The sequence below is a fragment of the Paraburkholderia sediminicola genome (assembly GCF_046026855.1).
Lineage (GTDB): Bacteria > Pseudomonadota > Gammaproteobacteria > Burkholderiales > Burkholderiaceae > Paraburkholderia > Paraburkholderia sediminicola_A.
In genome coordinates this window covers 142,805-165,535 of sequence record NZ_JAQQET010000005.1, presented here as the reverse complement: position 1 = coordinate 165,535, position 22,731 = coordinate 142,805, and the positions used below count along the sequence as shown (strand labels likewise).

Here is a 22,731-nt window from a genome sequence, read left to right as displayed (position 1 = left end):
AGCACTGAGACAACCCAGCATGACGACAGCCAAACCGGATCTGCTTTCCCTCGCGACACGTTTCGCGCTTTTGCCGGACGCGCAGCGCAAGGCTTTTCTCACGAAGCTCGACGCAGCCGGCATCGATTTTCGCGTGCTGCCGATTCCGCCGCGCGCCGAGCGGACCGCGAGCGTGCCGGCTTCGTTCGCGCAAACGCGTCTGTGGCTGCATGCGCGCATGATCGACGAGCCGGCCGCGTATCACATCACCGAACGTCTTCGGCTCGACGGCGCGCTCAATGCAAATGCACTGCGTCTTTCGTGCGATGCACTGATCGCGCGTCATGAGGCGTTGCGCACGACCTTCACCGAGAGCGCGGACGGCGTGTTGCAGACCGTGCATGCGCCGTCGCGCTGCCCGTGGCATGCGAGCGACGTGAGCACGCTGCCCACGCATGAGCGTGACACGCGCGCGGCTGCCATTGCGCAAGCGGATGAAGCGCAGGCCTTCGATCTGTCGCTCGGCCCACTGATGCGCGCGCATTTGATCCGGCTCGACGCGACGACGCACTGGCTCGCGTTGACGACGCATCACATCGTGTCGGACGGCTGGTCGGCTGACGTGATGCTCGCGGAGTTGGCGTCGTTCTATCACGCATATGCGAAGAGTGAAGCTGTATCGCTGGCGCCGTTGCCAATCCAGTACGCCGACTATGCGCTGTGGCAGCGCCGCTGGCTCGATGCGGGCGAGCGTGAGCGTCAGCTGGAATTCTGGCGTGCCAGGCTGGATGCGAGCCGCGACGTATTGATGCTGCCCGGGGCCGCGCCGCGTCCGGCGCAACGGAGCGCGCGTGGCGCGCGGCATCGGTTCGTGCTGGATGCCGCGCTTGTCACGCAGGTCAAGGCGCTCGCCAATGCCCAGCGCGCTACGCCGTTCGCGGTGTTGCTCGCAGCGCTCAATGCCGTGCTCGCGCGCTCGTCGGCTGAGGCGCAGATTCAGATCGGCGTGCCCGCCGCGAATCGCGAGCGTGGCGAAGTGGCTGGCCTCGTCGGTTTCTTTGTGAACACGCTGACGCTCGCGACGCCTGTTGCCGCAACGCAACCGTTCGCCGCGCTGGTTGGGGCGACGCAGCAAACGCTCATCGACGCTCAATCGCATCAGGATGTGCCGTTCGAACAGGTGGTCGAAGCGCTTGGTGTGGTGCGCAGTGCGAGCCACCATCCGTTGTTCCAAGTAATGGCGGCTTATGGTGCGCGGCGTTGTTTGCCTTCGCTTGCGGGCGTTCGCATGACGGAATTGCCGTCGGGAGCACCGTTCGCCAAGTTCGATCTGACGCTGAGCTTCGAGGAACGCGACGACGGTTCCGTCGATGCCTACTTCATCTACGCGCTTGATCTCTTCGAGGCGGATGCCGTTGAGCGGCTAGCTGCACGTTTCATCGAATTGCTGTCGAATGCAACGGCCGCGCCCGGGACGACGGTCGGCGATTTGCAATGGCTGCCTGACGCCGAGCGTGCCCAGCTGGATGCGTGGAACAGCACGGTGGTCAATCACCAGGAAGCCTTCAGACCGGTTCACCAACGCGTGGCCGATCATGCGCATGCACGGCCAGATGCACGCGGCGTAGCGGATCTCGAACGTTCGCTTACACGCGGTGAAGTGGACGCGCGCGCGACACGGCTTGCGCAGCAACTCGTGGCAGCCGGCGTGAGCGCGGAGATGCGCGTTGGGGTGGCGCTGGGCCGCTCGGTCGATCTGCTGGTCGGCCTGATTGCTACGCTGAAATCCGGCGGCGCGTTTGTGCCGCTCGACCCGAGCCATCCGCGCGAGCGTCTCGCGCAGATTCTCGATGACGCGCAGATCACGCATGTCATCACCGAGCGCGCCAGCCTGGCTGCGCTGCCGGCGTCGGATCGCCTGCGCTTGTGGTTGATCGACGAAGAACCACAGCGTGGCGATCTATCGTCTGCGCCAACCGCGTTGCCTGCCGTCTCGCCGCACCAGGCGGCCTATGTGATCTACACCTCGGGCTCGACCGGCAAGCCGAAAGGCGTTGTGGTCGATCACGGTTCGTTCGCGCTGCACTGTGCGGCGATTGCTGAGCGTTACGGCGCGGGTGAAAACGACGTCTTCCTGTTGTTCCAGTCGGTCAATTTCGACGGTGCTCACGAGGGATGGTTCTCGCAGTACATGTCCGGCGCCGCGGTAGCGATCACCGCCGACACACTGTGGCCGCCCGCGCAAACCTGCCGGATGATGGTGCGCGAAGGCGTGACGATGACCTACGTGCCGCCCGGTTGCGCGACGCAGCTTGCGGAATGGGCGCTCGCGCACGGTGCGCCGCCGACTTTGCGATCGCTGACGGTGGGCGGCGAAGCGACTTCACGTGAAGCTTTTGCGCTGATGCGCCGCGCGTTTCCGAACGCACGCATCGTCAATGGCTATGGGCCGACCGAGACCGTCATCACCCCGATGCTGTGGATGTTCTATCCCACTGACGATGTCGCAAGGCTCGCCGACAGTGCCTATCTGCCGATCGGCACGCTGGTCGGCGCCCGATCCGCGCATGTGCTCGATGCACGCCTGAATCCGCTGCCGGTTGGCGTGATCGGGGAACTGTATCTGGGCGGCGAGGGCGTGGGCGTCGCACGCGGTTATCTCGACCGGCCCGCGCTTACCGCGGAGCGCTTTGTGCCGGATCCGTTCGGTGCGCCGGGCGCGCGGCTCTATCGCACGGGTGACCTGGTGAAACGGCGCGCGGACGGTGTATTCGACTTTATCGGTCGCGTGGACCATCAGGTGAAGCTGCGAGGCTTGCGTATCGAGTTGGGTGAAATCGAAGCGCAACTCGCCGCACATGAGGACGTGCGCGAAGCGGTGGCGATCGTGCACGGCAAGGGAGCGCAAGCGGCGCTGGTGGCGTATGTCGAGTTGAGCGCGGAAGCGCGCGAGCGCAACACGCGGGCGGACGCCGCCGAACTCGACGCGCATCTACGTCACACATTGCCCGATTACATGGTGCCCGCGCATATCGTCGTGCTCGATGCATTGCCGCGCAATGCGAACAGCAAGGTGGACCGCGCTGCATTGCCGGAGCCGCAGCGGGTCGCACGCGCCTATCAGGCGCCTGGCGCCGGCCTCGAAACGGCGCTCGCGCTGATTTTCCGGGAAGTGCTGGGCGTGGAGCGCGTCGGTCGTGGCGATCACTTCTTCGAACTCGGCGGGCATTCGCTCGCGGCAGTTCGCGTGGCGACACGCGTAGCCGAACGGCTTGCACGAGATGTGCCGGTGCGCACACTCTTCGAAGCACCGATTCTGGCTCAGTACGCGCAGCGGGTCATGGCTGCGGCGCGGAGTGAGGCGGTGGTCGAAGTGAACGCCGAGTCCGGGTCGCATTCGGGCTTCGCGAGCGGATCGACGAAATCGCGCGCGCTTGCCGAAGCGCCAGGCGTGTTGCCGCTGTCTGCCGCGCAATTGAGCCTGTGGTTCTTGTGGCGCGCGCAGCCGGACAGCGCGGCCTACAACATTCCTGTCGCGCTGCGTTTGCGCGGGCCGCTCGATGCCGATGCATTGCGTGAAGCGTTTGCCGGGGCCATGGCGCGGCATCCGGCGTTGCGTACACGCCTCGTCGAGCGGAACGGAGAATTGCCGGGCCAACGGATTGCGACGATCGCGCCTTTCGAACTGCCGGTGATCGATCTGCTTTCGCTCGAAGCAGCAGACACCGCGGATAACATAGACAGCGCGCGCGAGGCCGCCGCCGTTACGCTCACCGACGAAGATGCGCTGACGCCATTCGACCTGCTCGACGACGCGCCGCTTTGGCGCGTGCGGCTATTGCGTGTCGGCGAGCACGATCATGTGTTGTCGCTGGTTGTGCATCACATCGTGTCGGACGGACAGTCGATCGACCTGTGGCTTGACGAAGTCCGCACGATCTATGTGGCGATCGTGCGGGGTGCGTTGCCCGCGGCTTCGAGCCAGGCATCACCTTTGCCTCACGCGCTGGTCCTGCCAATCGCGGCACCGCGTGCGCGCCTGTCGTTCTGGCGCGATGTGCTTGCCGACGCACCCGCGCACGTTTTACCCGCGCCGCTGTCGGGCCGATCCGCAGCGCCGCGCTGGACCGCAGGCCGCCTCGCGTTCGATTTCTCGCCGGACGTGGTGCGACGTGCCCGCGTGATGGCGCTTGAAGTCCACGCAACGTTGCCGATGCTGCTGCACGCCGCACTAAACGTCGCGTTCTATCGTGCAACCGGCGCGACCGATCAGCCGGTCGGCGTTCTGGCATCGACACGTGAATTGACGGGCGAGACCGCACGCCGCGCGCTCGGGCTCTTCATTAACGCGGTGGTCGTGCGCACGCGGCTCGCCGAAACACACACGCCCGCCACGCTGCTGGCTGAGGTTCGCGATGCGGCCCTCGCGGCCTATTCGCATGCGGACACACCCTTCGCCGACGTGGTCGCGGCGGTGCGCGCGCCGCGCCCGGAACCCGGCAATCCGCTTTTCTCGGTGATGTTCAATTACCTGCGCCCCGCGGGCGCAGCGGAGCGTGACTGGGCGGGTCTCACGCTCGCCGATTTCAACGACGTCCGGCATCGCGTCGTGTTCGAACTGGAGCTCGACGTGGTCGAGCATCCGGATGGACGCGTGACAGGTGCGTTTTCGTATGCGGATGAACTGGTCGACGGCCGGTTCGTCGAGGCGTTGACGGCTGATTATCTCAACGTGGTTCAACAGTTCGTCGATGCACCGCATGAAGCGCTCGGCGTGTCGCCGGCGCGGTTCGCACTGGTAACGCCTGCCATTGCTGCTGGCATGAACGCGCCCGGCGCACATCAAGACGAAGTAACCCGGCTCGCCGAGGCGCTCGAACGCGTCTGGAGCGATCTCTTCGAAGGCAACACGCCGGCACATCACGACGATTTATTCGAAGCGGGCGCGACTTCGTTCGACGTCGTGCGCTTTGTCGACGCGGCGCAAGCAGCCGGTCATGCACTCTCGATTGCCGACGTGTTTGCCGCGCCGAGCTTCGCTGGTCTCGGCATACGAATCGTTGCAGGTGCATCGACCGTCGCCGAGGTGCGGGATGCCGGTTGAAGCTCACGCCACCAACAAACATTTTTCTCCGGCCAGCGCATCCGGCGCGCCGGCTCACACCGATGAGGACCTGCGACATGCACAGAGACACCGTATTTGATCTGATCGGCATCGGCTTCGGGCCGTCGAATCTGGCGCTTGCCGTGCGCCTTGCCGAAGAGGCCGGCGTATCAGACCTCGCACATTGCTTTATCGAGCGACAACCCGAGTTCGGCTGGCATCGCGGCATGCTGCTCGACGACTGCCGGATGCAGATTTCCTTCCTCAAGGACCTCGTTACGTTACGTGATCCGAAGAGCCGCTTCACGTTCATCAACTATCTGTTCGAGCGGGGACGTCTGGCGGAATTCGTGAATCTGAAGAGTTTCTATCCGACGCGTGTCGAGTTTCACGATTATCTCAGTTGGGTGGCCGCGTCGTTCGATGATCGCGCGCACTACGGGCAGACAGTGATCGGTATCGAAGCGGTTAAATCTGCCGGTAACGCGAACGAAGTCGAAGCGCTGCGCGTGTTTTCGCGCGACGAAGAGGGCCGCGAGTGGCAGCGCGTGACGCGCGCATTGTCGGTCGGTATCGGCGGCGGCGCGCAGGTGCCGGAGGCTTTTGCCGCACTCGGTTCGCACAATATCGTGCACTCGTCGAAGTATCTGACTTCGATTGACCGGGTGGTGGGTGACGCCAACGGGGCGCGCAAACGCGTGGCCGTGATCGGTGCGGGGCAGAGTGCGGCGGAAGTGTTCATCGATCTGACACGCCGCTATCCGCATGTCGACGCAAGTCTCGTGATCCGTTCGAGCGCGCTCAAGCCTGCCGACGACAGTCCGTTCGTCAATGAGATCTTCAGCCCGGCGTTTACCGATATCGTCTACGCGCAGCCGAGAGACGGGCGCCGTTCGCTGATCGAGCGCTTTCGCGACACCAACTACGCGGTGGTCGACCGTCCGCTGATCGAGCAGATCTACGAAATGCTCTATATGCAGAACGTTGCGGCAGAGCCGCGCCATCGCTTGCTCGCCAACACGGGCATCGAGACGGCGGTGCGCACGGCGAACGGTCAGATCGAACTCACGCTGCGCGACCGTCTGAGCGGCCACGCGCGTGCCGAGCAATTCGATGCGCTCGTGCTGGCGACGGGGTATCGCCGCGACACGCATTTCGAACTGCTCGAAGGCCTTGCGCCGCATCTGGGCGATGCGCTCGCGCAGGGCAACGTCGAACGCGATTACCGGCTTGCCACGCCCACGAGTTTCAAACCGCGCATTTACCTCCAGGGCTGCTGTGAAGACAGCCACGGGCTTTCCGACACGCTGCTGTCGGTCCTCGCGCTGCGCTCCGACGAAATCGTCGCGTCGCTCTCTCGCCACACATCACAAGACCGGTTGACCAGCCGGACCACACAAACAGAAGAAAACGGGACGAGCACGGGCCGCATGGTCTTCGCTCTTTAATAAAACGCGGCCAATTGGCCGCATAACAACCTGGAGCATCGAGAGATGGAGTGGGCAATAGGCACGCGTCGGCGTGCGATCGCAGCCGCGGCAAGCATGGCGTTTTACGCGGCGGCAGCCGGGCATGCGCAGGCGCAGCAGGTATCCCAACCTGCCGCGCAGCCAGCGGGCGACGCACAGCAGACCAACACAACACAACAGGACGCAACGCCAGCCAATACGCTGCCTTCGATCAGCGTCAAAGGGGCGACTGAAAGCGAGTCAACGGTGGGCCTCGTCGCTCGCCGCAGCAGTACGGGCACCAAGACCGACACCGCGCTGAAGGAGATCCCGCAGACGATCAACGTCGTAACCGCGGAGCAGATCGAGCAAACCGGCGCGACTTCCATTAACGAGGCCTTGCGCTACGTGCCGGGCTTTTCGACGTATGGCTCGGATGTGCGCTCCGACTGGTATTCGGTGCTGCGCGGTTTTACGCCAACTGTCTTCGTCGACGGTCTGCAGGTGCCCAATACGCTCAATCTCTCGAGCTGGCGTGTTGATCCGTACATGATCGACAGCATCACGGTGCTGCGCGGTCCGACTTCCGTTCTGTATGGCCAGGGCGACCCGGGCGCGATTATCGACGTGCAGAGCAAGCTCGCGAACGGCGAGCGCATCCGCGAAGTCGAAATGCAGGTGGGCGATTACGCGCGCAAGCAACTCGCTTTCGATGTGGGCGACAAGATCGATAAGGACGGCACGCTGTCTTATCGTGTTCAGGGAGTAGGACGCGACGGCAATTCGCAAACTGGGCCGAACCCGGAGCAGCGCGTGGCGCTGGCGCCTTCGGTGAAGTGGCAGCCGAACGCGAAGACCTCGCTGACTGTCGAGGCGACCTATCTGCAGGATTGGGGCGACGCGTCGAACAACTTTCTGCCGGCGCAAGGCACGATTCTGCCGAATCCGAACGGTAAGATTTCACCGGATCTCTATACGGGCGATCCGGAGTTTTCCCATTATCGTAAGAAGCAGTGGTCGGTGGGGTATCAGTTCGAATACAAGCTCGATCCGGTCTGGACGTTCCGGCAGAACACGCGCCTGATGCACCTGTCGCTCGATCAGGGGCAAGTGTTCGGTGGTGGTCTCGATCCGGCGGATCCCACGGAGGCGTCGCTGCTGCGCTATGTCGGGTTGTATCAGCTGAATTACAGCCGTTTCGACGTTGACAACCAGGCGCTGGCCAAATTCCGCACCGGCCCGCTCGACCATACAGTACTGCTTGGCTTTGAATACAACCGGCAGTCGACGACCGATAGCGAGTCGATGGCGACCGGGCCGAGTCTGAATATGTACAACCCGGTGTATACGCCGATCACCAACGCGATTTTCAGTGGCCCCACCGCGTTTCCTCGCACCGACACGAAGTCGACGCTCAATTCGTTCGGCGTGTATGCGCAGGACCAGATCAAGTGGCAGCGCTGGGTACTGACGCTCGGCGGGCGCCAGGACTGGAGCGACACGACGCAGAACGATCTCGCCGGCGGCACGCGGCTCACGCAGAACGATCATGCCTTCTCGGGACGCGTCGGGCTCGTGTATCTCGGCGATTACGGGCTGTCGCCGTATATCAGCTATTCGACCTCGTTCAATCCGCTGATCGGCGTGAAGATCGCGGGCGGCGGTATTGCCGAGCCGACCAAGGGCAAGCAGATCGAAGCGGGGTTGCGCTGGCAACCGGCCGGCAAGAATCTGATGTTGAACGCGGCGGTCTATCAGATCAACCAGACCAACGTCGTCACGCCCGATCTCGCCCTCGACCCGACCGGCAGTACGTCAGTGCAGACGGGCGAAGTGCGCTCGCGTGGCATTGAGTTGAGCGGGGTGGGTAACGTCACGCGTAATTTCTCGGTGATTGCCGCGTACGTGTATCAGGACGTGAAAAACATCAAGGCCGGCGACGATACCCTGGGCAAGTGGCCCGTGGATATTCCACGACCGCGTCAGATGGCTTCGCTGTGGGGCGACTGGACGTGGCACGTTGGGCCGCTCGCCGGCCTCGGCTTTGGTGCTGGTATCCGCTATCAAAGCGGCACAGCGGGTGCGGCGGACAACTCGCTGTACGTGCCGAGCTACACCGTGTACGACGCGGCGATTCACTACGAGATGCGCAACTGGCGTTTCGCGGTTAATGGGCAGAACATTTTCAATCGCCGGTTTGTGAGCGGTTGCCAGTCGGTGAATACCTGCTTTTATGGGAATCCGCGCACGGTGATCGCTACGGCGAAATACGACTGGTAAGGGATGGGTGTTCGGATCGCTGTTGTTATCTTGTGTGCTGTCCGAACACCCATTGTTTTGAACTCGTTCGCAACTATTGATATTCATTCGATCCGACTATGCCGAAGAAAAAGCTCGTTTACATCTGGTCTCTGAGAAACGCAGCCGCTGACAAAGCGGGGCAGGATGTCGCGTACAGGAGCGGCACACGGTATATGAAGTCAGTGCTGGAATCGCTCGTGGAAGCGCTCAACGACACCGAACTCGGTGAGCAGTATTCGTTGGAGAAAGTGATCTACGACGATGACGCGGGATCCGCGTTGGACCGTGAGAAACTGAAAGAGTATGGGTTCTCGTATGAGCCGGGTAAGCGGTGGTTCTATCCGCCGAATTTGCGTGTGCAGGGTAAAGCTGTCAATGATCTGTTGCTTGCCATTCCGTCGACGTACCGCCGCGAGCCGCTTGGTGCCGAGGGACGCGCGGCAGGCAAGAGCCGGTTTGAGAAGCATCTGCTCGATACGTTCGTCGAGTTGAAGGCCGATATTGTGGTGCTGGATGGGTTGTTGATCATTCTCGACGAACTGGTTCGGCCGGAGGCGCCGTTCTATCGCAAGATCGTGAATATTCATCCTGGCGTGACGCGCGCGGAATCGCCGTATGAGCGGCGCGGTGCGTATGCGACGCTTGATGCCTTGTATGGCGCGCGTGGCAGGAAGGTGGTGAACTGGAAGACGATGGAGATCGTGGAGGTAGAGCCTCTCTATCTCACCGGCGCCTCATTTCACTACGTCGATAATGGGATCGATTCGGGTGAGGTGATTCACGACGTGCTGAATACCGAGATCGACAAAGACGATACGATTTTGGAGCTGCGCTGGAACAACTTCAATCGCAGTCTTTTTCCGGCGTTGAATGAAGGGCTTGCGATGATGGCTGGGCATGCAGTCCAAGCGGAGGCCCTGTTAATAGATCTGCGTACGCGAGCGGAATAGTGCTTTCCCCAGCCGGTTTCGCTTCGGACGCATTTTCTGGCCCGCCTCCGGCGTGTTTTTTTTCGACGGGGGCCTTCAAGGACAGACTCCGAAATGTTCAGAGATGCAAGTATCCATCAGACGCGTTCGACATGTTGCGTCCGCGAACCTACGGGAGCTTGCGGACGCAGCAACTGCTGGCTTCGCTCTAGCTATCAGATGTAGAAGCCATAATCGGAGCTATATCCGGTGCCGCCCAGGTCCGTCGTGAAACCCCAGTCGGCCCCGCACTCGTAGCCGTCGTCCAGCGTGAAGTTATACGTGCCGCCGCTCGTTGAAATCTGCGTGCCGTTCGAAGCGTAATCCGCCCACCCGCTTTCATATCCAGTCGGCCCATACGCAATGGCGTTATAGCCACCGCCCACGGTATAGGTGAAGTTCGTGAATCCGGTAAGTTGCCCCTGACTATTGTATGCGTCGTACTGCGTCTCCTGGCCCGACGCGTTGTAAATAATCAGGTCCTGACTATTGTCGCTATGGAAGATACTAGCGGCCATGCTTCCATCGCTAGCATAGTGATCATGTTCAGTTTCCTGACCCGTCGGCCCGTTGTAGAAGTAGTCGTCAGTCTTATGTCCACTGGCATCGAATTGGGCAAATTCGGTTTCCTGATTTGCGCTGTTGTAGACCGTCGCCGTTTGCGTCCTGTCCGCGTTGATGATGTGGACGGTCGTCTGGTTCCCGGAGTATTCATTCAGTTGCGTCTCGCGACCGTTGGCATCGAAAAAGGCGTCGGTCGTCATCTTGCCGTTTGTACCATACGTCGCGTATTCGGAGACGTGACCAGATGGGTCGAAAACCGCAGCGGTCTGCGTACCGTCAGGATTAAAGATGTGAGCAACGCCGCTACCGTTGGCGTTGTAGTCAGTCTCCTGTAACTCTCGGCCAGTCGATCCGTCGAAGACCAGGTCCTGCGTGATCTTACCGTTGGCGCCGAATGTTGCCTGTTCCGTTTCGTGACCCGCTGCGTTGAAGGCGTAAGCGGTTTGCGTCCCGTTGGCGTTAAAGATGTGATCGACCTGGCTGCCGTCAGCGTTGAAGTCGTTCTCCTGCGTCAGGCGGCCGGACGTTGCGTCATAGAACAAATCCTGCGTCTTCGCGCCGTTTACGCCGAAGGTTGCTTGCTCGGTTTCATGACCTGCGGCATTGAAGGCATACGCCGTTTGCGTCCCGTTAGCATTGAAGATGTGGTCAACCTGGCTGCCGTCGGCGTTGAAGTCGTTCTCCTGCGTCAGATGGCCCGACGTTGCATCGTAGAACAGGTCCTGCGTCTTCGCGCCGTTGGTGCCGAAAGTCGCGTACTCGGTTTCGTGACCGGTGGCATTGAAGACTGCGGTGTTCTGCGTGCCGTTGGCGTTGAAGATGTGGTCAACCTGACTGCCATCGGCGTTGATGTCGTTTTCCTGAGTTTCGCGTCCAGTCGTGGCGTCGAAAAACACGTCCTGCGTTTTCGTGCCGTTGGTGCCGAAGGTCGCGTATTCGGTTTCGTGACCGGTCGCGTTAAACACCGTGGCGGTCTGCGTGCCGTTACTGTTGATCTGGTAATCAATCGCAGAACCATCGGCATGGAACTGGTCCTGCCCGGTCAGATGGCCCTGGCCATCGTAAATATTGGCCGTATAGCTCCCGTCCGCATTATGGCTATAGTTTGTTTGCGAAATGACGTTGCCGAATTGATCATCAAGAGTTGAGGAACTGATTACGCCATTACTGAAGCTCTGCGTCTCGACTTGACCGGAGGTGAACACCTCTTTTTCTGTCGTGAAATTGCCTGTCGCAGCAGGATCGGTGAGTGTTACGCTGGCTAACCCCGGAGCCTGAGCAGGTGCTTTTGCTCCACTAAGCGTACCGTAGTAATCGAAGTAGGTCTGGTTTGGTTTCTCACTGCCAGGCAACTTGGCGTAGACACCCATCGCCTGCTCGATCATCAGGTTCATGTCCTGGGTGGTCGAGTACCCCTCGGTCTGATCGAAGCTATGTTGCGCATTGAGCAGTTCCTGAAGCCCCGTACTGGTGCCGTCAACGTTGAGGGCTCCAGCAAGGTAAATGTTCACCTTGCCGCCAGTTGCCGCCGAAATTTCCTGCTGGACCACATAGTTGTTGTCAACCGCTTCGCCTTCCCGGTGCAAACCAAGCATTGCATCAATGGAATATGCATTTGGATCGTTCGATGAGACCTCGTATTTGTTTGTGAAAGCAGTGTCAGCGGCCTGATTGATATAATGCCCTATTTCATGAGCGAGTTCTCCCACCAGTATTTCGGGAGTCCATGTAGTATAGTTTGAAGCGAATTGAACCCCTGAAGCGATAAACTCGGTTCCTTCCCCGCCACTTGTCGTAAACGCGCCAATCGCTCGCTCTGAAAAATCGTTCTGGTACTGCAAAAGCTGCTTCACCAGCGTTTGACTGCTATTGATGTATGCAATCTCAGTCGGAGAAAGAACAATCTTCCCCCAGAATGCTTCATTTCCAGTAATCGTAGCCATATTTATTTCCACCTATTTTGAAAAACCGTAATCTCTCTTGCGCACTTATCATTGATGCTATTAAACGTTAAATACAGATCAATCGAATTCCTCCCTTCGAAGTGGTAATCGATGCTGTAGGTGGTTGAATGAGGATACGTTTTTCCCCGAACGTATCCAAAAGCGCTATATATATCGGACTCGGTAACGCATTCGCCTAAAGTGACGTTTCGCACACTCAACATGGCCCTTTGATATGACTGATCATTTGGGGTATATATACCGTAATAAAATTCGATGTCATTTTTCTCTCGCTTATCTGCGGCCGGTACGGTTTCAACGTCAAAACTGTTCCCTGTGACATTCCCGTCAACGTCTTTAACTTGAAATGGGTGCCGGGCGGACAATTGCAGATTTAATTGCGTTGCCACATTGTGATAGTCAGCCAAATCATCTGATTTAATGATTTCCTTTATCCCTGAAAGCCATTGAACTCGCGCCAGTTCGCGTTGATCCGTCGGCGGCTGCGCGCAACCAGTAATCGCAGCAAAAAAGAACGCCATGGCAGCAATGGCCATTTTTCGCATATCTACTCCTTTAATCCCTCATTGATTTCTGGATGCCGTCCCAAAGCGGTTCGAACAGGTAATCAAACGCGCTGCGCGAGCGGGTCTTGATGAATACTTCCGCCCGCAATCCCGGCCCGAGTTGAATCGGCTCACGCGCCACGCTGTTCGCGCGCGCAATGACATCAGCGGGAATCTCGATATGCGCCAGATAGAAAGGCTGCCGCGTCTCCTTGTCGTTCAGCGAATCGGCTGAGAGATACGTCACGGTGCCTTCAAGTACCGGAGAGGTTCGCGGGTTGTACGCGGTCAGCCGGACATCGGCCTTGCTGCCTGGCAGAATTTCGCGCACGTTGTCCGGCTTGATCTTCGCTTCAACAATTAACGGGGTGCCCGACGGCACCAGATCGAGAAGCGGCTCGCGCGGACCGATGGCCGCGCCGATTGTGTGCACCATGAGTCCGACGACCTCGCCATCGACCGGTGCGACGATCCTGGTGCGCGTTTCGATATCCTGTGCCGGGCGTAACTGATCGGTGACCTGCTGGATTTTTGCCGTCGTGTCCTTCAGCTGTGTGTCGGCCGACTTCACATAGTCATTGCGCAGCGCAGTGATCTTCAGATCGAGATCGGTTTGCTTCTGTCGCGCGCGAATCAGTTCCGCCGTATCCGATTGCTGGCGTGACTGATAATCTGCCGCGGCGCGCCGCAACTCCATCATCTTTGTTTCGGTCACGTAGCCTTCGCTGCGCAACTGTTCATTGACCTGAAGCTCCTGCTTCGAAATGCCGAGACTTTCACCGCTGGTGCGTACAAGCGCAGTCTCGGTCGCGATTTCCTGGCGGGTCTGGGCCGCCTGCTCCTGCAACAGACGCAACTGGTCGTCCAGAGTCTGCCGCTCGGAGTCGAACAGCGTTTGCTCTCGCTGCAGCAGTGCGGCAATAGCGGGGTCCGACGACCGGGCGGTCAACTGCACAGGGAACATCACCGAGTTCTTCATGTCACGTTCTGCTTCGAGCCGTGCGGCCTTTGCTTCGTCGTCGGCCAGTTGCGATTGCAGCGCCGAGACTTCGGCATCGGGCCGCACGCTGTCGAGCGTGAGCAGCACCTGTCTGGCCTTGACATGATCGCCGTCTTTCACAAGGATGGCCTTGACGATCCCGCCTTCCTGATGCATTACCGTCTTGCGTTCGCCATCGTCACGCACAACACCCTCTGCGACGACTGCGCCCGACAGCGGCGCGAGAGCGGCCCAGATGCCTAGCGCGCTACACCCAAGGACGAGCACAAGACACCCCGATGCAATCGCCCTGCGCGGCAAACGCAAGCGCTCGACTGTCCGTTGCGGCTCGAATGATCGGCCCGGGTCAGCCAACGCGCTGCGGATGCGTGCGCGCAGGTCCTTTACGACAGGGCGCAGTTTCATGATGCGACGATCTCCCGACGGTGGTCATTGCCCGACGCAGGTCCTGCCGGTCGGGCCTTCGAGCGCGCCCACGCCTCGACCTGCTCGCGCGTGCCGAAGCATTCAATCTGTCCGCTGCGCATCATCATTACGCGGTCGGCGATCGAGAGCACGGCCTGCCGGTGCGTCACTACTACGACGGTTACCCCGTCCCGTTTCAACTGGAGCAGAGCCGTGTTTAACTGACGTTCGCCATCGGCGTCGAGATTGGCGTTTGGCTCATCGAGCAACACGAGACGCGGGTCACCATAGAGTGCACGGGCCAGCGCGATGGCCTGGCGTTGACCACCTGATAGCGTCTCCCCCGAGTCACCGATGTCTGTTTCATAGCCATTCGGCAATTTGAGGATCATCTCGTGCACGCCCGCGCGTTGTGCCGCGAGCACAATCGCCTGGGCATCGTTACTCGCCGGGTTGGGATCGCGCGCAATGTTGCCTGCCACGCTGCCGGAAAAGAGTTCAACATCCTGCGGCACATACCCCAGATATCGTCCTAGCGTATCGCGCGGCCACTGGGCAATGTCAGCGCCGTCAAGGCGGACCGTGCCTGATTGCGGTTCCCACAGGCCCGCCAGAAGCCGCAGAAGCGTCGATTTCCCGGATGCGCTGGCGCCGACAATCACAAGCAGTTGACCGGGACTCAGCGCGAACTGAATGCCCTTAAGCAGAAGACGGCCCCGTTGATCGTTGACGTTGCGACTGCTGAAAGTCAGTGCCTCGACAGTAAGCCGACCCTCTGGTCCAGGTAACGCGATCGCACTGCGTCCAGCCGTCCAGCGATACAGTGCATTCAGCCGGTCCCAGCCTTGCCGGACCTCCGTAAGCTGCTTCCAGCTCCCGAGCATCTGCTCGACCGGAGCGAGTGCCTTGCCCAGCAGGATCGTCGTGGCAAGCATGACGCCACCCGTTGCATACTGGTTGATAACGAGCCATGCACCCGCGGCCATCATCACAACCTGAATGGCCTGACGCAGCGTCTTACCGACATTCCTGTTCAACATCGACGTGTCGGTTACCTGCTCCTGAGCGTCGAGATCCAGACTCCGCCGGGCTGCCCAGGCGTCAATCACGGTGCCGTTCATGCCAAGTACCGTCACAATTTCCGCGTTGCGCGCAATCTGCGTGGCGATTTGCTCGGTCTCGCGCTGACGTGCCATGTAGGAGCGGACTCCGCCTCTCGTCAACCTGTCGTTGAGCAGCGTCAGGCAGACCAGAATGATTGCGCTCACCACAGCGATCAGACCGAGCGACCAGTGAAAAAGGAACATGAGCGCGAGATAAACGACGAGCCAGGGCATATCAAGGAGTGCGGTTACTCCCGCGCCAGAAAGGAACGACCGGAGAGCGGCCACGTCCTGTGACGTAGCGAGATCGGGCCGAGGCGTTCGTCTTGCCAGTGTCTCGACGCGGGCCGCCAGCGCCAGCCGGTCCAGTCGGTCCGCGAGTTGCCGGCCGAGATCAGCCAGCACGCGGTTGCGTACGACATCCACCGCAAACATCATGAACAACGAAATCGCCATGAAGATCATCAGCATGGCTAACGTTTCCAGGCTGCGACTCGGCAAAACACGGTCGTAGACCTGAAGCAGATAGAGCGTGGGGGCCAGTACGAGCAGATTGCTCGCGATGCCAAATAACGTCGCGAATAGCAGATGCCGCCTGATTGCCTGAAACATCGTCATGTTTTATTTCTGGGAGGGCGCGGCCTTCTGGCCATCATGCGGGTCAAGTTGTGCAAGCGTCGCTTCGTCAAGCTGCGCGACGCTTGCCTTGAGGTGGAGGAACTGCATCAGCGTGTCGTATCGAGCCCTGGCAAGATCGCGCCGCGTGCTGAAGAGTTTGTCCTCGGCGTCGAGAACGTCAGCGTTGATGCGCACGCCCACACGAAAACCCTTACGGTCAGACTGCAGGGCCGTCTCGGCGGATCGCTGCGCAGTGCGTAGCGCGGCGATCTGCGCGAGCCCATCGCGCACGCTGAGAAATGCCTGCTGGGCATCAAGCGCGGCCGAGCGGCGTGCATCCTCGAGATCGTGTTCGGCCTTGTCCCTGAGCGCCAGGGCTTCGCGCTTTTTACTCGACGTTGAAAGGCCGTCGAACAGCGGAATGCTGATCTGGATGCCAATCTCGCCGGATGAAGCCCGGTGGGCGCCGGTATAGAAGTTGGTCTGTCCGTTGATGAACGCGGCATTGCCGTTACTCGCGTTGCCGACTATCGACACGCTTGGCATATAGCCCGCATCCACCTTGCTGACCTCTCGCCTTGCGACCTCAAGTGCAATCTGCTGCTGCCTGACACCCAGCCCGGATGTTTGAGCGACCGATTCCCAGGTATCGGATGAACTGGATGTAAAAGTCGTGAGGCTTGCGTCTGCATCGAGCGGTTCAACCGCATCGACGGAATGGCCAACTATCTTTTGCAGCGCGGCGTAGCGCCTCGCAAGTTCCCCCTGCGCCTTGACGAGATCGGCATGCGCGGAATCGGACGCTGCCTGTGCCTCATCCAGATCGACGATCGTCGCTGCGCCCAGTGCAAAGCTTCGCCTGGTCAGGCCCAACTGTTCATCGATCGAGCGCAGATGCTCCTGCGAAAGCAGAAAGGTATCTTTCGCGGCAAGCGCATCAAAATAGGCCTGGGCCACACGCAGGAGGAGATCCTGCTTCGCGCTGGCGAACGTGAAGCCGGCACCAACGACTGAGAGCCTGCTTTCCTGATAGGCCTGCCAGTCGTCCCACTTGAATAGCGACTGATTGAACGACAGGGTCGCCCCTACCGTGGAATAGGGCGCGGCAGGTTGTCCCGGGACATGGATCGCATTCCTGAAATCGGACTGAGTAAGCCCGAGGTGCGGAAGCAGCGCGGCGCGCGCCTCGGGCTCCCTCTCCAGACCGGCGCGGTATGACGCTTCAGCACTCGCAAGCGTGGCGTCATGCGCCAGAGCGTCGTCAGCCAGTTGGGACAGATTTGCAGCGTGGGCAGCCCCGGTCAGAAAAGACAACGCCAGTAGCCCGGAGACAAGCGCAGGTGACCGGAGACGACGAAGGCGGCCGAACTCTGTCGATTGGCGTTCGGTGTGAGGCGACCGAAACATCACTGGCATCCAGCCAGATCGTCATGGCGGTCTTGCCAGTGCGGCTGCATATATTCGATGCACGGCATTCTGGCTGCGTGGTGCACAAGGAGCTCTATCGCAAGGTGACTGCGTCCCATCGTCTTATATCTCCCTGGCAATTCAAGACGGCGACCGCTGATTCCAAAAGAAGGGATCAGAGCGCTCGTTATGAAGTGAATGTTTAATTTAGTTTTGCAGAGGCAGACCAATGGAAGAATCAGACAACTCCGAAATCAAATTGCCCGAAAAAAGCGTATGCAAATCGCATCAAACGCGGGTGCGTGAACTACCGAATCGACGTTTAGCCAGGGTCGGCGGGAAGGGAGGGGGCTGGCGTGGCCGCTCTGACTTGCCTCGGGTTTCTCGACGTGCTTCCGGAAATCAAAAAGCTGAGCGCGGCCAGCACCCATACACCGATGCCGCCGTATAGCATTACCCAGCCAAAGCCTTCTATCAGTGCAGCGTGAACGACGGTTTCAGTGGGATCGATCTGCGCCAACGCAGGAATTCCCGCTCTGATGGCTTCAACATCTCCCGCGGCAATTTTCTCGGCCAATCGTGCGAGCAGGCGGGTGTCGATCGTCGTTGGCAGTCTTGCCTTCAGATGAAACAGAATGCCGGCAATTAATATCGCGCCCATCAACGCAATATTGATCGCAAGCGTAATCATCCGTGCACTCATGTCGATGCCGGATGCCATGCCCGCGCGCTCGGCGGGAACCGCGCCGGTCGTCGTATTGGTGACGGGTGTGTTGGTCAAGCCCAGACCGGCGCCGGCGAGTACGCAGCCTGGCAGCATGGCCAGCACGCCCGGATGCGCGGCGCTACTGCCGTATCGCATCAGGATGAAGCCGAGGCCGATCGTAAAGAGCCCAACAGGGATGGCGATTCCGGATCCATAACGTAACGCGAGCCGTTCCCCAAGCGGTGGAAAGAGCAGCGTCGGCAGCGTGTACGCAAGCAGCGCCAATCCCGCGCTCACGCTGTCGTAGCCAAGACCGATCTGGAAATAGATCGGCAGGTAAATCATGAACGGCCAGAAGCTGAAATTCATGCCCGCGGAACCCATCAGCGCGCCAGAAAACTGCGGAATCCTGAAGACCGAAAAGTCGAACATGGGGCGGGCGCTGCGTTGCTCCGCCCAAAGAAAGGCTGCAAAAGCCACCAGCGTCGCCACGACGATGAAGATCGCGCGCGGGCTCGTAAAGCCCATGTCCGAGCCCTGCGTGATGAAGTACACGAGGCCGAATACCGCCAGTGAGAGCGTGACGATGCCGGCAATATCGAGCGTATGCGCGTGGGGATCACGCGACTCCTGCACGCCGCCGAACACGAACATCAAGGTGGCGGCAGCGAGCAGCGCGTGCACCCAGAAAACCCATTGCCAACCCGACAACGCAACGATCATCCCGCCGATGATCGGCCCAAAGCCTAGCCCAATGCCCAGGATGATGCCCCACGCGCTGAACGCGCGGGCGCGCTCCGGTCCCTCGTTGAACTGGTGCGAAAGGACCGCGACCTGGCATATCAACATCACGCCGCCACTCGCACCTTGCAACAGACGCGCGACGATCAGCGTCGGTACGCTCTGCGCGAATCCGCAAATCAACGACGTGATGCCGAACAACGCAATCCCGATGACAAATATCCGTCTGCGGCCGTATCGGTCCGCAAGCGTGCCGGTCGCCATCAGCACGGTCGTTACTGCGAGCGTGTAGGCGTTCATGATCCATTGCATGCCCTTGAAGTCGCCATGCAGCAGCCGTTCGAGTGTGGGCAGGATCACCGGCACGCTGGAGATCTCGAGGCCGAACATCAAGGAAGACAGGCAAACGGCGGCCAGCGCCAGCATGTTCTTTGGAATTGGGAAGGGGCGGCTCGCCTGAGCCACCGGCTTCTTACGCGAAGTCGATTGGCGTTCTGCAGCAGCGGCCGCCTGGGGTTGCCTGTCGCGCCCTGGCGGAGCGATCCGATACCTGGACATAGAAATTCACCTCAATAGTCGATGGGCTTTGCCACCATGGACTGTGTAATATAGAGGGAATTAGTATCCCGATTGACGCGTATTAATCCCATAAATGCGTCCTTTTAGGAACCAATTAAATGAGGTGAGGTGATGAGTGACATCCTGGATGGCGTGACCACGTTCGTGCGCGTCGTGGAGGCGGGCAGTTTTGCGTTGGCCGCGGAACGCTTGAGCCTGACGCGCTCGGCGGTCGGCAAAGTGATTGTCCGGCTCGAAAAGCGTCTTGGTGTGCGCCTGCTCACGCGCACGACGCGCAGCCAAAGTCTCACGGAAGACGGGCAAGCCTATTACGACCGCTGCGTGCGCGCGCTCGCCGAACTCGAAGCCGCGGAAGCCGATCTGGATTCAGGGCGGCGCGAACCCAAAGGGCGTTTGCGGGTGAGCGTGCCGCAGGCCTTTGGTCATCATTGTGTGGCGCCGGTGCTGCTCCGGCTCGCGCGCAGGCATCCGCAATTGAGGATCGATATTTCGATTAGCGATCGTTTCGTGGACATGGTGGAAGAAGGTTTCGACCTCGTTGTGCGGATCGGTCCGCTGGTCGACAGCGTGAGCCTCGCGGCGCGAAAGCTCGGTATGCAGTATGCGAGTATTGGCGCCGCCCCTTCCTATCTGGCGCGGCATGGCACGCCGGGCAACGTGGATGAATTGCGCGGGCACGTCGTGATTGCTTACCTGAGGGCAGGGGCCGCTGACCCATGGGATGTGCTCGACGTCAATGGACAAATCCGTCGCGCGGATGTTCGGCCGCAGCTTGCTTTCGACGACATGCAGGGAATTGTCGATGCCGCTATTGCGGGGTTCGGCCTTTCCTGGTTGCCCAGCTGGCTACTGGCTCGCTATGCGGAAACGGGCGAACTGGTGACGGTGATGGAGAACTGCTTCCGGCCTTCTCAGGAGATCCACGTGGTGTGGCCGAAGAGTCGATATCTACCCTTGAAAACGCGCTGCGCGATCGACGCGCTGGTTGCGGAGATTCCCGCTATGCTGGGTGCGCCTGCGGCAGGCGCACCCATTGTGCGTCGTGACTAGAATTGCAACGTAGCGCTGGCCACAGCAGTGCGCGTCGGCGAAGGCGCCACGTAATAGCCCCACGCCGTGGTCCAGTAACGGCGGTTGAACAGATTGTTGATCCCTGCCCGGAATGTCACATCTTTTCCGGCAATCTTGGTCTCGTAGCGGCCGCTCAAATCGTAAGTGACATAAGCCGGCACGAACTGCGTATTAGCCGCATCGACCGCCTGGTTGCCGACGTACTTCCCACCAAACGCCAGCGTCAGCGGACGCAGGTACGACGGGTTGTATTCGATACGACCGGTCACGGTAAACCGTGGTGCGCCATACACGCGCTTGCCCTCGACGCTGGCATCGTCCACATCGACTGCCTTCGTGTCGAGCCACATCACGCCACCCATCACGCGCCATTCGTTCGTCAGCGCAAGCCAGCCGCTTGCATCGACGCCGGTATAGCGCTTCGTGCCGTCCTGCACGAAGATGTTGGCCGAGTTCGTATAGTTGTAGCCCTGATCGACACGGAACAGCGCGAGATTGGCGCCCCACTTGCTGTGGTCCGTCTTGAAGCCGATTTCGTACTGCTTGCTCTTCAGCGGGCCGAACGTGGCCGGGTAGTTGAGGTTGGTGTTCGATGCCGCGCCACCCTGTTCCAACGATTCGACATAGCTCGCGTACACCGTGGAGTACGGATCGGTCTTGAACATCAGCGCGAAGGTCGGCGTGACCGGATCCGCATTGTATTGCGACGAGACGGCGCCGCTCGGGTCGTACACGTGCTCGCGGTATTGCGTGTAGCGCACGCCGACCAGGGCGGACAGGCGTGACGTGAACTGCACCGTATCGCTCGCGTACACAGCGGCCTGCGTGGTGCGCTGCTGACGGTACAGCTCCGAGCCGATGCTGACTTCGTCGTTGGTCAACAGCGTGCTGTTGTACAGATTGCCGTTGCCAAGGAAGTAGCCGTCGTTCCAGCCTGTGCTGTTGCTGTACTCGCTGGTTTGCGTCTCGAAGCCCGCGCCGAGTACGACGTCGTGCTTGATGCTGCCGGTGTTGAATTTGCCCTGCACCATCGCGTCGACGTTTTGATAGAAGTAACGCGTCATCGCCGCATAGAGCGTGTTCGAGTAATTGCCCGCGTCGTCGTTGACATACAGGAAGCTGTCCGAATTAGTGCGGTTTTCCTTGGCAAAGCGGTATTTCACGCTCGCATGCCAGTTTTCGGAGAGGCGGTAATCGAGGCCCGTGCCGAACGAGGCCATCTCGGTCTGGTAGTAATTCTGCGGCTGCGTCAGCGCATGGGTGACGGTGCTTGCGTCGGGAATGCCGAGGCCGGAGCCGAACATCAGGCCGAACAGCGTGCCGTTGGTTTTGCGTTTCTGATAGAAAGCGTCGGCGCTAAAGGTCAGGTCCGGCGTAATGCGGAAGTCGAATGCAAGCGAAGCCACCTGGCGGCGCACGTGACCGTGATCTTCCGCCGTGTTGCCGTCTTCATTGACGAGGTTCAGGCGGTAGCCGAAACGGTTGTCGTTGCCGAAACGGCCACCCAGATCGACCGCTTCGCTGAACACGCCGGCCGACTTGTAGCCGATCGAAATGCTGCGGTACGGATCGTCGGTCGGGCGTTTCAGCACGTAGTTGACGATACCGCCCGGCGAGCCGAAGCCATACATGAAGCCGGACAGGCCTTTGAGCAATTCGACCTGCTCGAACGGTTCGAGCGAGAGATCCGTGTCCCACGACGGGAACGTCTGGCCATCCACCTTGATGCTGTTCAGCGTGTCGATCGGCATGCCGCGCACGGTGAACATGGAGTTTTCGCTGATCCCGTTTTCGCTGATGGTCGACACCGCCGGGTCGTACTTGAACAGATCGTTGGCGGTTGCCGCCATCAGGTCCTGCGCCTCGTCGCTCGTCACCACGTGCGTCGAGAATGGCGTGTCCACCTGCTTGCGCGAACCCAGCGCGCCGGCGCTGACCGTGTCGGCCTGTGCCACGGCGGTGTCTTTCGTTGCCGAGACACTCACGGCCGGCAGCGTGGCGGCAGCGTCACTTGCCGGCACAGCCTGCGCCCAGCCCGATGACGACAGCGTAGACAACGATAAACCGACGCTGACGAGAAGCCCCGCACTGAGTAGCGACGGAGTACGGCGTTGGCCGCGCATAAACGTTGGCCGCGCTGAGCGGCTGGCGACAAATAGATTCTGCATGTTGTTTGAATTGGGCAGGGTGGCGCCGCCGCGCACCAAAGATGTGCGAAACGGCAGCAT

Annotated in this window: 12 protein-coding genes; 5 read left to right on the top strand and 7 right to left on the bottom strand. The window is 60.3% G+C overall.

The genetic code is table 11. From position 1 onward, the window contains the following. The first annotated feature begins 19 nt into the window (after positions 1–19). The 4 genes from PQR40_RS07550 (at position 20) to PQR40_RS07535 (ending at position 9,782) form a co-directional block, all read left to right on the top strand. Positions 20–5,083, top strand: coding sequence for a non-ribosomal peptide synthetase (locus tag PQR40_RS07550; protein WP_408390401.1), 5,064 nt, complete (start codon positions 20–22; stop codon positions 5,081–5,083). 77 nt (positions 5,084–5,160) lie between these two features. After that, the gene (locus tag PQR40_RS07545; protein WP_408390398.1) at positions 5,161–6,531 is read left to right on the top strand and encodes a lysine N(6)-hydroxylase/L-ornithine N(5)-oxygenase family protein; all 1,371 of its coding nucleotides are present in this window, start codon (positions 5,161–5,163) and stop codon (positions 6,529–6,531) included. Positions 6,532–6,576: 45 nt separating this feature from the next. Then, positions 6,577–8,811 carry a TonB-dependent siderophore receptor gene (locus tag PQR40_RS07540; RefSeq protein WP_408233088.1) on the top strand — a complete coding sequence of 745 codons (2,235 nt, stop codon included), beginning with the start codon at positions 6,577–6,579 and terminating at the stop codon, positions 8,809–8,811. Between the two features lie 98 nt (positions 8,812–8,909). Next, entirely contained in the window at positions 8,910–9,782 is an 873-nt protein-coding gene (locus tag PQR40_RS07535) for a N(5)-hydroxyornithine transformylase PvdF (RefSeq protein WP_408390396.1), read from the top strand. 194 nt (positions 9,783–9,976) lie between these two features. Here PQR40_RS07535 and PQR40_RS07530 read toward each other — a convergent pair whose 3' ends face one another. The 6 genes from PQR40_RS07530 to PQR40_RS07505 all read right to left on the bottom strand — a co-directional run bounded on the left by PQR40_RS07530 (position 9,977) and on the right by PQR40_RS07505 (position 19,279). Then, positions 9,977–12,307 (bottom strand): hypothetical protein, encoded by a 2,331-nt coding sequence (locus PQR40_RS07530; RefSeq protein WP_408508690.1) that lies wholly within the window; start codon positions 12,305–12,307, stop codon positions 9,977–9,979. A gap of 2 nt (positions 12,308–12,309) precedes the next feature. Further along, positions 12,310–12,873 carry a hypothetical protein gene (locus PQR40_RS07525; protein WP_408236746.1) on the bottom strand — a complete coding sequence of 188 codons (564 nt, stop codon included), beginning with the start codon at positions 12,871–12,873 and terminating at the stop codon, positions 12,310–12,312. A gap of 10 nt (positions 12,874–12,883) precedes the next feature. Then, the gene (locus PQR40_RS07520; protein WP_408236743.1) at positions 12,884–14,278 is read right to left on the bottom strand and encodes an HlyD family type I secretion periplasmic adaptor subunit; all 1,395 of its coding nucleotides are present in this window, start codon (positions 14,276–14,278) and stop codon (positions 12,884–12,886) included. After that, positions 14,275–15,993: a type I secretion system permease/ATPase gene (locus PQR40_RS07515; RefSeq protein ID WP_408236776.1), complete on the bottom strand. Its 1,719-nt coding sequence runs from the start codon at positions 15,991–15,993 to the stop codon at positions 14,275–14,277. Before PQR40_RS07515 ends, PQR40_RS07520 begins: the two co-directional genes overlap by 4 nt. 9 nt (positions 15,994–16,002) lie before the next feature. Next, complete coding sequence (locus tag PQR40_RS07510; protein ID WP_408390390.1) at positions 16,003–17,313, bottom strand: TolC family outer membrane protein; 1,311 nt, start codon at positions 17,311–17,313, stop codon at positions 16,003–16,005. A gap of 415 nt (positions 17,314–17,728) precedes the next feature. Continuing rightward, the gene (locus PQR40_RS07505; protein ID WP_408508746.1) at positions 17,729–19,279 is read right to left on the bottom strand and encodes an MFS transporter; all 1,551 of its coding nucleotides are present in this window, start codon (positions 19,277–19,279) and stop codon (positions 17,729–17,731) included. Between the two features lie 264 nt (positions 19,280–19,543). On the opposite strand from PQR40_RS07505, the gene PQR40_RS07500 reads away from it, so the two are divergent. Continuing rightward, positions 19,544–20,482 (top strand): LysR family transcriptional regulator, encoded by a 939-nt coding sequence (locus PQR40_RS07500; protein WP_408236737.1) that lies wholly within the window; start codon positions 19,544–19,546, stop codon positions 20,480–20,482. On the opposite strand, the gene PQR40_RS07495 is transcribed toward PQR40_RS07500, so the two are convergent. After that, a complete protein-coding gene (locus PQR40_RS07495) occupies positions 20,479–22,671 on the bottom strand; it encodes a TonB-dependent siderophore receptor (RefSeq protein ID WP_408236734.1) in 2,193 nt (730 codons plus the stop codon). The genes PQR40_RS07500 and PQR40_RS07495 overlap by 4 nt on opposite strands. Between the last annotated feature and the right edge of the window lie 60 nt (positions 22,672–22,731).